At 61.0% G+C, this 12,857-nt stretch carries 9 protein-coding genes and 2 pseudogenes; 3 read left to right on the top strand and 8 right to left on the bottom strand.

All coding sequences use genetic code 11. The features are described from left to right. Positions 1–180: 180 nt before the first annotated feature. Positions 181–1,239: a PA0069 family radical SAM protein gene (locus tag GN234_RS17775; protein ID WP_176688834.1), complete on the bottom strand. Its 1,059-nt coding sequence runs from the start codon at positions 1,237–1,239 to the stop codon at positions 181–183. Between the two features lie 182 nt (positions 1,240–1,421). On the opposite strand from GN234_RS17775, the gene GN234_RS17770 reads away from it, so the two are divergent. After that, complete coding sequence (locus GN234_RS17770; protein ID WP_176689602.1) at positions 1,422–2,102, top strand: phosphatase domain-containing protein; 681 nt, start codon at positions 1,422–1,424, stop codon at positions 2,100–2,102. Positions 2,103–2,106: 4 nt separating this feature from the next. On the opposite strand, the gene GN234_RS17765 is transcribed toward GN234_RS17770, so the two are convergent. From GN234_RS17765 to prlC, 3 genes are all read right to left on the bottom strand, one after another. Next, on the bottom strand, positions 2,107–4,095 hold the full coding sequence (locus GN234_RS17765) for a M3 family metallopeptidase (protein WP_176688833.1): 1,989 nt from the start codon (positions 4,093–4,095) through the stop codon (positions 2,107–2,109). A gap of 115 nt (positions 4,096–4,210) precedes the next feature. Further along, positions 4,211–4,489, bottom strand: coding sequence for a YheV family putative zinc ribbon protein (locus GN234_RS17760; RefSeq protein WP_047230061.1), 279 nt, complete (start codon positions 4,487–4,489; stop codon positions 4,211–4,213). Further along, complete coding sequence (gene prlC, locus GN234_RS17755; RefSeq protein ID WP_176688832.1) at positions 4,486–6,564, bottom strand: oligopeptidase A; 2,079 nt, start codon at positions 6,562–6,564, stop codon at positions 4,486–4,488. Before prlC ends, GN234_RS17760 begins: the two co-directional genes overlap by 4 nt. Before the next feature lie 72 nt (positions 6,565–6,636). Between prlC and GN234_RS17750 the strand changes: the two are divergent. Continuing rightward, positions 6,637–7,183: pseudogene (locus tag GN234_RS17750) on the top strand (gamma carbonic anhydrase family protein). A 165-nt stretch (positions 7,184–7,348) separates the two neighbouring features. Beyond that, positions 7,349–8,000, top strand: a pseudogene (locus tag GN234_RS17745) (HAD family hydrolase). 130 nt (positions 8,001–8,130) lie between these two features. On the opposite strand, the gene GN234_RS17740 reads toward GN234_RS17745, so the two are convergent. The 4 genes from GN234_RS17740 to GN234_RS17725 all read right to left on the bottom strand — a co-directional run bounded on the left by GN234_RS17740 (position 8,131) and on the right by GN234_RS17725 (position 12,381). Next, complete coding sequence (locus GN234_RS17740; protein WP_176688831.1) at positions 8,131–8,589, bottom strand: REP-associated tyrosine transposase; 459 nt, start codon at positions 8,587–8,589, stop codon at positions 8,131–8,133. Positions 8,590–8,711: 122 nt separating this feature from the next. Further along, positions 8,712–9,704, bottom strand: a complete 993-nt coding sequence (locus GN234_RS17735; protein WP_109752944.1) for an AraC family transcriptional regulator — start codon at positions 9,702–9,704, stop codon at positions 8,712–8,714. 85 nt (positions 9,705–9,789) lie between these two features. After that, the gene (locus tag GN234_RS17730; RefSeq protein ID WP_109752945.1) at positions 9,790–10,794 is read right to left on the bottom strand and encodes an asparaginase; all 1,005 of its coding nucleotides are present in this window, start codon (positions 10,792–10,794) and stop codon (positions 9,790–9,792) included. Between the two features lie 135 nt (positions 10,795–10,929). Then, positions 10,930–12,381 carry an alanine/glycine:cation symporter family protein gene (locus GN234_RS17725; RefSeq protein ID WP_116833866.1) on the bottom strand — a complete coding sequence of 484 codons (1,452 nt, stop codon included), beginning with the start codon at positions 12,379–12,381 and terminating at the stop codon, positions 10,930–10,932. Positions 12,382–12,857 lie beyond the last annotated feature (476 nt).

The raw sequence follows: 12,857 nt of genomic DNA, 5'->3' as shown, positions 1-12,857 counted from the left end.
CGCCAGTGGCTGGTTAAAAAACATCCAGGTCGAGATGTTCGACCCGTCAGTCACTCGCTGAACAAGGTAGCGGCCGAAACTTAACTCAAACTGAAATCGAAGGCTCTAGGACAACGATTCCAGGGGTGGCGAAACACTGGCGCAGTTCATGTCCAGTGGCCTTTCCAAGGTCAACTTTAATCAAATCAACGACATCTGTCGGCCCGGCGGACAGAAGGCATCGCAATCAAGAGTGTACCCGTCGCGGCGCTCAAGCCCCAAGCGCTTGAGTGCCTTGGCGAAACGCTGGGCCAGCAGGTCGGCGAACGGGCCCTCGCCGCGCATCCGCGCACCGAAGCGGCTGTCATACAGTTCACCGCCGCGGCTCTGGCGAACCAGGCTCAGCACGTGGGCGGCGCGTTGCGGGTAGTGCGCCTGCAACCACTCCTCGAACAGCGGCGCGACTTCCAGCGGCAGGCGTAGCATGACGTAGGCGGCATTCTGGGCGCCGGCGGCGTGGGCTTCGGCCAGCAGGCTTTCGATCTCGCTGTCATTGATCATCGGGATCATCGGTGCACACAGCACCCCCACGGCAATACCCGCCTCGCGCATGACCTTGATCGCCCGCAGCCGTGCCTTGGGTGCCGCCGCGCGGGGTTCGAGAATGCGCTTGAGTTCATCGTCCAGGGTGGTGAGGCTGATCATCACGTGCACCAGGCGTTGTTGCGCCAGCTCGGTCAGCAGGTCCAGGTCGCGCAGGATCAACGACCCCTTGGTGACGATGGTCACCGGATGCCGATAACGCAGCAGCACTTCGAGAATCCGCCGGGTGATCCGTTGTTCGCGCTCGATAGGCTGATAGGGATCGGTGTTGGAACCCAGTGCGATCGGCGCGCATTGATAGCCGCGCCGGGACAATTGCTCTTCCAGCACATCGGCGGCATTGGTCTTGGCGATCAGCTTGGTTTCGAAATCCAGCCCCGGCGACATGTCCCAATAGGCGTGGCTGGGCCGCGCATAGCAGTAGATGCAGCCGTGTTCGCAGCCGCGGTACGGGTTGATCGAGCGGTCGAAGGGAATATCGGACGAGGTGTTGCGGGTAATGATGGTCTTCGCCATTTCGATGCGCACTTCGGTGCCCTGGGTCGGCGGGACTTCCTGGTGCCAACCGTCATCTTCAGCCACCGAGCGACTCGGGGCGAAGCGGTTGTGCGGGTTGGTCGCGGTGCCGCGGCCGCGAGGTGGAAGGGAGGCTGGCATGGGAATGCTCGGATAGCTGTATGTGCATACAGTATTCGCTGTATTCGATTAAGGCCAGTGCCATTCAGCAGTCCAAATACCGGATCATCGTTCACAACACTTTGACGTTCTCCTCACAGGCTTTTAACCGCAGCGAGCCGAAACTGATCATCTCGTATTCCTTCGTTTTCGGTCGTTCGTGCATGCTCAAGCTCTGTTCCCGTTCACTGCTCTGCCTGGCCTTGCTCATCGGGTTGGCCGAAACTTCCGCCCAAGCGGCTGATTCCACTGAGGCGAGGCCCGCTGAATGGGCGCAACCGGTGGAAAAGGACTACAACCTCTACCAGATGTCACCGACGCTCTACCGCAGCTCCCTGCCGGACGGCGGAGCGCTGCCTTTGCTGACGAAGCTCAGGATCGGCACGGTCATCACTTTCCTGCCGGAGTCGGACAAGCGCTGGCTGTCCACCCCGGGCATCGAGCAGGTGCAGTTGCCCTATCGCACCAATCACGTCGATGACAGCGACATACTCAGGGCCTTGCGCGCCGTCCAGGCGGCCGAAGCCAAGGGGCCGGTGTTGATGCATTGCAAGCACGGCTCGGACCGCACCGGATTGGTGGCCGCCATGTACCGGGTGGTGGTACAGGGCTGGAGCAAGGAGGATGCGTTGAACGAAATGACCGAAGGTGGCTTCGGTGACAGCCATCATTTCAAGGACGGCGTTCGCTACATGATGCAGGCCGATGTCGACAAACTCCGCACGGCGTTGGCGAACGGTGATTGCAGCACCAGCGTCTTTGCCCTTTGCTCCCTGGAAAGCTGGGTCAACTCGACCACGACGACGCGTCATCTTGACCCTCAGATTGTGCTTCCCGAACGCTGATCGGTTACGTCTCCAAAAACGCCGAGATCGATTCAGACAGCGGTCGTGAGTCGCTCGGCCCGAAAATCGTCTCGCGCAACGCCCGCCCGGTTTCCCGGTTGAACAGTCCGTCGCGCTCGAAGCGCTGGAATACGGTTTTCGCCAATTTCTTCGCCCAGGCATAGGCGTAGATCCCGGCCCCATAGCCGGTCACCATATAGTCCAGGCCATTGGGCCAGCGTTCGTTTGCAGACATCGGCAGATGCCCGACCTGTGCGCTGACTTGCGCGAATACTTGTTGGGCAGTGCGTCCGTCGCCGTGGCTGCGGTGCAACTCCACGTCGAACAGCGCATCACGCAAGAAAGAGGCGCTTTCCCAACTGGTCTGGGTATGGAGGTAAACCAGCAACTGATCGGCGATGTTGTCCGGCAAGGGCGCCCCGGTTTGGTGATGTTTGGATACACGAATCAGGCATGGCTTGGAGAAGCACCATTGCTCGAACAAAACCCCGGCGAATTCGGCCGTATCCCGGGACAGCTCCGAGATCCCGGAAACGACGCGGTATTCAGCCCGGGTCAAGATGTGGTGCAAGCAATGGCCGAACTCGTGAAAGAGGATTCGCAGTTGCCGATGATCCAGCAACACCGGGCTTGCACCTGAGCCACGCGGCAACCAGCCATGCAACGCGGCGATGGGGTGCCGAGGCCGGCCCTCGGCGGTGATGCGGCGGTTGCGCAGGGTGGTGGTATTGGGGAAGCCGTCCTGATGTGCATCCTCGAACGGGTCGAAATAGAGGTAACCCAGGGTCTCATCCCGCTCGCGGATTTCAAAAAGACGCACGTCCGTATGCCACGTCGCCACATCCTGACGTTCAACGATGTTCACGCCGAACAGGTCCCTGGCGATCAGTAACAGTTGTGCGAAAGTCGACTCCAATTCAAACCAGGCACTGGCGGCCTGCTCCGAAACCCCAGTCGTTTGCCGCCGAAGTTGTTCTGCCAGGTATTGATAATCCCAAGGCTGGAGCCTCCTGAAGCCTTGCGTCGTGGCAAATGCCTGCAGTTGTTTTGTGTCCCGGACAAATGCGCTGTGCCGCTGGGCGAGCTGTGTTTGCAGGAAGGCCAGTACCTGTTCAGGCGACTTGGCCTGCTCCGGCTCAATCGCCATTTGAGCGTAATTCGAATAGCCCAGTAACGTGGCCTGTTGATGACGATCCCTGAGCAATTGCGCGAGTACTTCACCGTTGTCGAACGCGCCGGCATGCGGCCCTTGGTCCGACGCGCGCGTGCTGAAGGCGACGTACATTTGCTTGCGCAAAAGGTGATCGTCAGCGTAACGGGTGACGATGCGAAACGACTCCTCATTGAGCGTCAGCAGCCAGCCCTCACGCCCGGCCTCACGCGCCTGGTCGACCATGCGTTGCTTGAAAGACGGCGGCAGGCCGCTCAGTTGAGCTTCATCGTCAAACGTTTTGCTCCAGGCTTTATTGGCTTCGTGCAGGTGCTCCAGGAACAAGCTCTGGGCACCTTGGATGCGTAGCTGCAGGTCTTTCAAGTCTGCCTGTGCGGTGTGCGCCAACCCGTTCTGGCGAAACTGCCGGAGGATCTTTTCCAGGGTTCTTTTTCTCGCTGGTGTGAAATGCCGGGCTATCGGGCTGTTCGCCAAGCGCTGGAAGAGTTGGAACAGTTCGGGGTGTTGTTTCAACGACCGCTGGTAATCGTGCAACCGTTCGCTGCAGTCGAGTGAAGCCTGGGTCCAGGCGTCGCCTGTCCTGGTCAAGGTCAGGCGCTTGAGCACATAGTCGAAACCTTTCAGCCGGGCGTGGATTTCGTCCATCGCCAGCACGAGGTCGTCCCAGGTGGGGAACGGTGTCTGGGTCTTGATGATGTCGGCTACTTGATCGCGGCTCTCGGCAAGAATCCGGTCGAGGGCCGGCGAGAAATGCCGGGCTTGGATCTGGGAAAAAGGTGGCAGGTCATGGGCCTGCAACAGCGGGTTGTCATCGTTGGGCATCGGAAGCCTTCCATGGACTGAACGGGATGAGCAGTCTGGGCAGGAAGGTGGGCGGCATGGCGATATATATGTATCGCTTCCGGGCCTTGGGGCCCGGAAGGTGATGCCGAAGATGTCAGTCGGTTTTTTTCTTCAACTTGGGGTTGGGGAAAAACTGCACCGCCTGGACCTTGGCATCCGGCACTTTAAGCGCCGAGGTGTTGACCCGGGTGCCCAATTCCTTGGGCACCGACAGGCCTTGCTCGTTGAGTGTGTCGGAGTAACCGCAGGCCACGCATTCACGGTGCGGTACGCCGTCTTCGTTCCACATCATCAGTTTGTCCGGCTCGCTGCAGGCCGGGCAGACCGCCCCGGCGATAAAGCGTCTCTTGGTAATCACAGGCCCCTCGCTCATGCTGCCGCGTCCTCGGTCAGGCCGCTATGGCGCAAGAGTGCGTCAATCGACGGCTCACGGCCACGGAAGTCGACGAACAGCACCATGGGCTCCTGGGAACCGCCACGGGCCAGGATGGCTTCGCGGAAGGCACGACCGGTGGCAGCGTTGAGCACGCCGTCCTCTTCGAACTTGGAGAACGCATCCGCTGACAGTACTTCCGCCCATTTGTAGCTGTAGTAGCCCGCCGCATACCCGCCGGCGAAAATGTGCGCAAAGCTGTTGGGGAAGCGGTTATAGGCCGGCGGACGCATGACCGACACCTCGTCGCGCACGCCTTCGAGCACTTGCAGCACGCCGCGTCCGTCGCCGTGGGTGGCATGCAGCTCGAAGTCGAACAGCGAGAACTCCAGTTGGCGGACCATCATCAGGCCGGACTGGAAGTTTTTCGCCGCGAGCATTTTTTCCAGCAGGTCCTGGGGCAGCGGGTCGCCGGTTTCGTAGTGGCCGGAAATCAGCGCCAGGCCTTCAGGCTCCCAGCACCAGTTCTCCATGAACTGGCTTGGCAGTTCCACGGCATCCCAGGCCACGCCGTTGATGCCGGACACGCCAGCGTGCTCGACGCGAGTCAGCAGGTGGTGCAGGCCATGGCCGAACTCGTGGAACAGGGTGGTGACTTCGTCGTGGGTCAGCAGCGCCGGCTTGCCGCTGTCGGCCGGGGTGAAGTTGCACACCAGGTTCGCCACAGGGCTTTGCAGTACACCCTCGATCGTACGGCGACGGTCGCGGGCGCCGTCCATCCAGGCGCCGCCACGCTTGTTGGCGCGGGCGTAGAGGTCGAAGAAGAAGCGGCCGACATGCTGGCCGTTCTCCTTGATTTCGAACAGGCGCACATCCGGATGCCAAGTGTCGAAACCTTTCAGTTCGGCGATTTCGATGCCGTACAGGCGTTGCACGATGGCAAACAGGCCGCTCAGCACTTTGTCGATCGGGAAGTAGGCGCGCAGGGCTTCCTGGGCCACGCTGTAACGTTGCTGGCGCAGTTTTTCACCGTAGAAACCGCTGTCCCAGCTTTGCAGGTCGGGGCAGCCCTGTTCGGCGGCGAAGGCTTTGAGCTGCTCCAGGTCCAGGGCGGCGAACGGCTTGCTGCGCTTGGCCAGGTCACGCAGGAAGCTGAGGACCTGATCGCTGGATTCGGCCATCTTGGTCGCCAGGCTCAACTCGGCGAAGTTGGCGAAACCGAGCAGTTGGGCCAGTTCCTGACGCAGGTCGAGGATCTTTTCCATCACCGGGCCGTTATCGTTCTGACCGGCATTCGGGCCCTGGTCGGAAGCGCGGGTGCAGTACGCCGCGTAGACTTCTTCACGCAGGGCGCGGTCTTCGGCGTAGGTCATCACCGCGTAATAGCTGGGGAATTCCAGGTTGATCAGCCAGCCGTCCAGTTCCTTGGCCTGGGCAGCCGCGGCCATTTGCGCCTTGGCCGAATCGGTCAGGCCGGCGAGGGCGGCTTCATCGGTGACGTGCTTGGTCCAGGCCTGGGTTGCATCCAGCAGTTGATTGGAGAAGCGGCTGCCCAGCTCGGAGAGTTTGCTTTGCACTTCGGCGTAACGCTTCTGCTGCTCGGGCGGCAGGTCGATGCCCGACAGGCGGAAGTCGCGCAGGGAGTGTTCCAGGATGGTTTTCTGCGCCACGTCGAAACCAGCGGCTTCGGGGCTGTTGGCCAAGGCTTCGAAAGCCTGGAACAGTTCGCGGTTCTGGCCCAGTTCCGTGGAGTAGGCACTCAGCGCCGGCAGGCAGGCCTCGTAGGCCTCGCGCAGTTCAGGGCTGTTGCGCACGGCGTTCAAATGACTGACCGGGCTCCAGGCGGCGCCCAGGCGATCATTGAGCTCGTCCATCGCCAATACCAGGCCGGCCCAGGTAGGCTGCTGGACTTGGGTCTTGAGGAGTTCGGCGATGGCGGCACGGTTGTCAGCCAGGATCTGCTCGATGGCCGGTTGCACGTGCTCGGCACGGATCGCCGAGAATGGCGGCAGGTCATAGGGCTGTAAAAGAGGGTTGTTCACGCTCACGGTCGACACCTTGGCTGGAAGAAACATGGGCCCATCTTAATTACAATCGACGTTCACCGCAGCTAGCAGCGCCTATCACTGGATAAGAGAGAGCCTATCGTGACCCTTCGTACGTACCAGAACCACAGCCCGCGGCTAGCCCGTGGCGCTTTTGTCGACAGCACCGCGGTGGTGATCGGCGACGTCGAAATCGGCGAAGACAGCTCTGTCTGGCCGCTGACGGTGATTCGCGGTGACATGCACCGCATCCGTATCGGTGCGCGTACCAGCGTCCAGGATGGTTGCGTGCTGCACATCACCCATGCCGGTCCCTTCAATCCCGATGGCTTCCCGCTGTTGATCGGCGACGACGTGACCATCGCCCACAAAGTCATGCTCCATGGCTGCACCGTAGGCAGTCGGATCCTGATCGGCATGGGCAGCATCGTCATGGACGGCGCGGTGGTCGAAGATGATGTGATCATCGGTGCCGGCAGCCTCGTACCGCCGGGCAAGCACCTGGAAAGCGGCTTCTTGTATGTGGGCAGCCCGGTGAAACAGGCCCGGCCACTGACTGACAAGGAGCGCGCTTTTTTTCACTTACAGCGCGGCGAACTACGTGAAGCTCAAGGATCTGCATCTGGCTGAAGGTTACGACCGGCCTTGATGGGTTTGTCACTGTTCTTACTTGTTTGATTCATCGTGGCGAGGGAGCTTGCTCCCGCTTGAGCGCGAAGCGCTCACAAAAAATGGGTCTGCTGCGCCCGAAGCGTCGGACCGGCCCAGCGGGAGCAAGCTCCCTCGCCACGTGATGCCACTACCAGGACCTGCAATGCACTACCAGATCGTACTCTTCGACCTCGACGGCACCCTCACCGACCCCCCGCGAGGGCATCACCCGTTCGATCCAGTTCGCCTTGAGCAAACTGGGCATCGACGAACCCGACCTGACCCGCCTCGAGCACTTCATCGGCCCGCCGCTGTTGCAGGCCTTCATGCAGTTCTATGACTTCGACGAAGCGAAGGCCTGGGAGGCGGTGAATTTCTATCGTGAGCGATTCAAGGTCACCGGCCTTTATGAGAACCGTGTCTTCGACGGCGTGATGCCGCTACTGGAAACCTTGGGCGGCCAAGGGCGCCAGTTGTACATCGCCACCTCCAAACCCTGGGTCTTCGCCCGGGAAATCGCCCGTCATTTCGACTTCGCCCGGCACTTCAAGGTGATCTACGGCAGCGAACTGGACGGCACCCGCACAAACAAGGTCGAACTGATTGCCCACCTGCTGGCCGAAGAAAGCCTCGACCCGGCCAGCACCCTGATGATCGGCGACCGCAAACACGACCTGATCGGCGCCCACAGCAATGGGCTGGATGCGGCAGCGGTGGGGTATGGGTTTGGTAGCCATGAAGAACTCAGCGCCGAGCGCCCGGCGTATCACTTCCAGACGGTGGACGAGCTGCATCAGGCGTTTTTGCGGGGTTAGTCATATTGCAATCGCGGGCAAGCCTTGCTCCCACGGAGCAGTACCTGGAATGCCTGAGGGCGGCATGCACCCTGCCTGTGGGAGCAAGGCTTGCCCGCGATGGGCCGTCATGGACACAGCTTGAATCGAGTCAAACCCATATCGCGTCCCACAATGGATAGTCCCCGATTTTCGTAACCAAACCGGCCCGCAACGGGTTCGCCACGATGTATCGAGCGACCGTTTGCAAATCCTCCTCCTTGCGAATGGCCCGGTTATGGAACCCATCCTGCCAAAGCGATCCTTCCCGCTGCATCAATCGATTGAAGGTAACTGTGGCCCGAGATTTTGTTCGCGCAATCAGTTTGGAGAGTCCTATCTCCTGCAATTCGATCAGCCAGTGAAAATGGTCCGGCATCACCACCCAGGCCAACGAATGGGCAAATTGCTCTTCCTGAGCCTTCCGAAAGGCATCAACCACCAAGCGTCCTGTCTCGAAGCGACCAAAAAACGGCTCGCGGTCGCGCGTATTCACTGTCAATAAATAGATTTGCCCAGACTGCGAATAACATCCGGAACGTAACTGTTGGGAATGAGGCCGTGTGGTCACAAGTGATCATCCTTAATCTGTCCTTTAGTTCAAGGCTAGGACAGCAGGAGTAGATCCGGCTTGGAATGTTGGAGCAGGATGTGTCTGGTTTGACGCCATCGCGGGCAAGCCTTGCTCCCACATCAGGACCGGAACTGGCTTGGCGCTACCCCGCTCCAGCGCACGAAGGCATGGCGAAAACTGGCGGTTTCGCTGAAGCCCAGGCGTTCGGCGATGCGATGGATCGGCAACTGGTCCTCGCAGAGCATCTGCTTGGCCCGTTCGAAACGCAGTTCATCCAACAGTTCCTGGTAGCTGCAACCCAGGTCCTTGAGGTGCCGGCGTAAGGTGCGCGCCGAGCAGTTCATTTGTTCGGCCAGGCCTTCCAGTCCGGGAGCGGCGTCCAGTTGGGCGGCGAGCAGCTGGCGAATCCGCCCCAGCCAGGCCTGGCGGCCGGTGAACTCGGTGTTCTGCCGGCGGCAGCGTTCGGCCATGGCGTGATGGGTGATGGGGTCGGCCAGGGGCAAGGGTTGGTCGAGCCAGTGTCGCTCGAAAGCGAAAGCATTATCGACGCTGTCAAAGCGCACTGGGCAATCGAATAGCGCTGCGTAACGCGCCTGGTAATCGGGTGCCGGATGTTCGAAGCGTGCTGCGCGCAATGGCAGCGTGTGGCCGAGCAGGTCGTTGCAGATGATATTCAGCGAAACCATGCAGAACTCGGCATTGAACACCGCCAGGGCCGGGTTTTCCCGATAATCGCTGGCGCTGAACCATATGCAGTCGCCGTCATCGTCCAGGTTCAGGTCGAAGAGTGTTCCCAATAGCGCCGGATAGCGCAGCGCCAGGCGCAAGGCGTCACCTAAGGTGGCACTGGTGAGCAGGGCGTAGCCGAGCATGCCGTAGGACGAAACGTGCATGCGCAGGCCCAGTTCCAGGCCGATGTCGCGCTTGAGGGCCACGGCGTTGGCGCAGACCTGCATCTCCTGGTTGGTGGTGATGCGCGTGTCGGCCCGGCTCAGGTCCGCCGCGCTGATGCCGCTGCCGGCCAGCAACGCATCACTGGACAGCCCTTCGCTTTTAAAGGTGCTGAGTACCAGTGAGACGGCGTTCAGGGTGGTGAGGTGAGAATGAAGCATGTCCGTTTCCAGCCTGGGGAAGCTGGAAACGGAGCAAGTTATATGCCGGGCGAAGATTGCAAGGCTTGAGCGGGCCCTGTGGGTGTCAGCTCAGCTCGCCACACAGGTCCAGCTCCACCAGCCGCCGAACTTCGTCTACCGGCAAGCCCGCGCCAATCAACGCCTGCAACTTGCCAAGCGCAGCCTCGCGAGTCATGCCGCCGCCGGAGAGTACGCCAACGCCACGCAAGCGACTGCCAGCCTCGTACACGTCCAGCTCGACGCCACCTTCATGGCATTGGGTCACCGCCACCACCACCACGCCGTTGTCCCGCGCTCGCTCGAGGCTGGCGAGGAAGGCCGGGTTGTCGCTCGGCCCGGTACCGCTGCCATAGCACTCCAGCACCAGACCCTGGATGCCACTACCCAGCAGGCCATCGAGGATCTGCGCGCTGATGCCGGGAAACAGTGGCAGCGCCGCGATGTTCGCCAATTGCTTGGGCTGGTCGTAATTCAACTGCACCGGCAGGGAGGATGCCTTGGCGCCGCCGCCCTGGCGCTCCAGGCGCTTGAATGGGTGACGACCGAAGCTGCGCACTTTCGCGCAACGGGTCGGTGCCAGCAGTTCGCCGTGGAAGTACAGGTGCACGCCCGGCGCCAGGCCATGGCCGAGCGCGACCAGTGCGCCGCTGAGGTTTTCCCAGGCGTCGCTGTCGGTCACGCCGGCGGGCAACATGGAACCGGTGAAGCAGACCCGCGCATGCAGGCCCAGCAGTTGGAAGCTCATCGCCGCTGCGCTGTAGGCCAGGGTGTCGGTGCCATGCAGGATCAGTACGCTGTCGCAGCCCTGCACGTCCACGGCATCGACCACCGCTTCGCGCAGTTGCTGCCAGTAGGCCGGGGTCATGTTGGCGCTGTCGATCAGCGGCGACATTTCCCGGAAGCGCCATTGCGGCACGACGAGTTCGGGTTGGCTGTGCAGGTAATCACGCATCCGCGCTTCGAAACCGGATGCCGGGGCCAGGCCGTGAGCACTGGCCTGCATGCCTATGGTACCGCCGGTGTAGAGCACCATGACGTGCTGGGCGGCGGGGTAGGTGGTGGAATTCATGGTTGTTCTCCGAGGACGAAAACGGCAGCTTGGGTTAGCCGCCACAACATAAGGTCGAGCATGACGCCGACCTTATGCTGTGTCACGCCGGGCGCAGGGGATGCGCCCGGTTTTTTCCAAACAGCTTGTTACCGATCAGCGTTGCGCTGCGGTCACGCCAGCAACAGCGGCGTCAGGCTTGGTAACCGGCGCCGAGGGGGTCGCAGGCCAAGCCTTGCGGTCCAGGTCCAGATCCGGGAACTTGCTGGAGTCGAAGACTGGCGTCTTGATACCGGCCGAACGCTGGTCATCGTAGTCGCGCAGGATGCGCATGCCGACCTTGAACAGCAGGAACAGCGCGATCAGGTTCACGAACGCCAGCAGGGTCATGGTGATGTCGGCGAAGGCGAACACGGTGCTGAGGTTTTCGATGGCGCCCCAGAAAATCAGGAGCAGGACCAGCGCGCGGTAGGCGATCAGGGCCTTGCGGTTTTCACCCAGCATGAAGCGAAGGTTGTTTTCGCCCAGGTAGTAGTTGTAGAGGATCGAGGTGAAGACGAACAGCGCCAGGGCCACGGAGATGAACATCCGGCCCCAGTCACCGACTACGGCTGCCAGGGAGTTCTGGGTCAGGGCAATGCCGTCGCCTTCGAAGCCTGGGGTGTAGAAGCCCGACAGCAGGATCAGCAGCGCGGTGCAGGTGCAGATCACGAAGGTGTCGAGGAACACGCTGAACGCCTGTACCACGCCCTGGGCAACCGGGTGCTCGACGGAGGCTACGGCGGCCACGTTAGGCGCACTGCCCAGGCCGGCTTCGTTGGCGAACACGCCACGCTTGACGCCCATGACGATGGCACTGCCGATCAGGCCGCCAAAGGCCTGGTCGAGGCCGAAGGCGCTCTTGACGATGGTCGCCAGCATGGCCGGTACGTGGTCGAACTGCAGCACGATCACGTAAATGGTCACGGCGATGTATGCCAGGGTCTTGACCGGTACCAGCAGGTCGGCAACCTTGGCGATACGCTTGATCCCACCGATAAACACCAGGCCCAGCAGCACCGCCAGGCCCAGGCCGGTGTAGGTGGTGTCGAAGCCGAAGGCGTTGTTCAGCGAGTGGGTGACCGCGTGGGCTTGCAGGCCGTTGAAAGCGAAGCCGAAGGTGACCAGCAGCAGGAACGCCATGATCATGCCCAGCCAGCGCTTCTGCAGGCCGTGCTGGATGTAGTAGGACGGGCCGCCACGGTACTGGCCTTCGGAGTCGCAGCGCTTGTAGAGCTGGCCGAGGGAGCATTCGAAGAAGCTGCTGGACATGCCGACCAGAGCGGTCACCCACATCCAGAAGACTGCACCCGGACCGCCAAGGGTCACGGCGATGCCGACACCGGCAATGTTGCCCGCGCCAACACGGCCAGCGAGGCTGAGCATCAGGGCCTGGAAGGAGCTGAGCTGGTCGGTGCTGCTTTTCAGACTGTCACGGAAGACCGTGAACATGTGAAAGAAATGACGGAACTGTACGAAACGCGAGCGGATCGTGAAGTAGCCACCGAGCCCGACAATGAGCACGATCAGCACTTTCCCTGAAAGGAAGTCGTTGATGACTTCGAGCATGAGTATTCCTCGCTGTTTTTTGTTTAAGCAAATACTGGCCATTTGGAAACATTGCGTTACATCGGTCGGCGCGCGGCACGACAGGTGAGGGCGATGTTGCGTCCCGGTCCATTTTTTGCGGGTTTGTTATTAGTTCGGTTTTCGCATGTTTAAGGGTCTCGCTGCCGACGACCGCTCATGCGAAGAGGGGCGGCACTATACCTATCAGCGCGGTGCCCGTCTGCACAGTTGTGGTGCGTCCGACGAAACGGATCCTTTGAAACACCTGGCCTTTCGGTCAGGTTCTTGTGGGGGCGAGCTTGCTCGTGTTGGCTGGCGACGCGGTTTACAACGGGCAGCGCGTCGTCGTTTATCACGAGCAGGTTCCTTCCCACAGGTTCGGTCATCCTTGGCTGCTATCAATTAAAAAAAGGGCTTGGGGAATATTCCCCAAGCCCTCAAAAGGTGAGAGGTGTCTAGTCCCTCGACCTGGTGAG

The sequence above is a fragment of the Pseudomonas bijieensis genome (assembly GCF_013347965.1).
Lineage (GTDB): Bacteria > Pseudomonadota > Gammaproteobacteria > Pseudomonadales > Pseudomonadaceae > Aquipseudomonas > Aquipseudomonas bijieensis.
The sequence above is the reverse complement of the archived record's forward strand: the minus strand, read 5'-3'. Positions and strand labels throughout refer to the sequence as shown.

What these genes read in the sequence shown, in the direction of transcription:
- GN234_RS17735 (WP_109752944.1), bottom strand. Translation starts at nt 9,704, where the DNA reads ATGCTTCATTCTCACCTCACCACCCTGAACGCCGTCTCACTGGTACTC.
- GN234_RS17730 (WP_109752945.1), bottom strand. Translation starts at nt 10,794, where the DNA reads ATGAATTCCACCACCTACCCCGCCGCCCAGCACGTCATGGTGCTCTAC.
- prlC (WP_176688832.1), bottom strand. Translation starts at nt 6,564, where the DNA reads ATGTTTCTTCCAGCCAAGGTGTCGACCGTGAGCGTGAACAACCCTCTT.
- GN234_RS17760 (WP_047230061.1), bottom strand. Translation starts at nt 4,489, where the DNA reads ATGAGCGAGGGGCCTGTGATTACCAAGAGACGCTTTATCGCCGGGGCG.
- GN234_RS17725 (WP_116833866.1), bottom strand. Translation starts at nt 12,381, where the DNA reads ATGCTCGAAGTCATCAACGACTTCCTTTCAGGGAAAGTGCTGATCGTG.
- GN234_RS17765 (WP_176688833.1), bottom strand. Translation starts at nt 4,095, where the DNA reads ATGCCCAACGATGACAACCCGCTGTTGCAGGCCCATGACCTGCCACCT.
- GN234_RS17770 (WP_176689602.1), top strand. Translation starts at nt 1,422, where the DNA reads ATGCTCAAGCTCTGTTCCCGTTCACTGCTCTGCCTGGCCTTGCTCATC.
- GN234_RS17775 (WP_176688834.1), bottom strand. Translation starts at nt 1,239, where the DNA reads ATGCCAGCCTCCCTTCCACCTCGCGGCCGCGGCACCGCGACCAACCCG.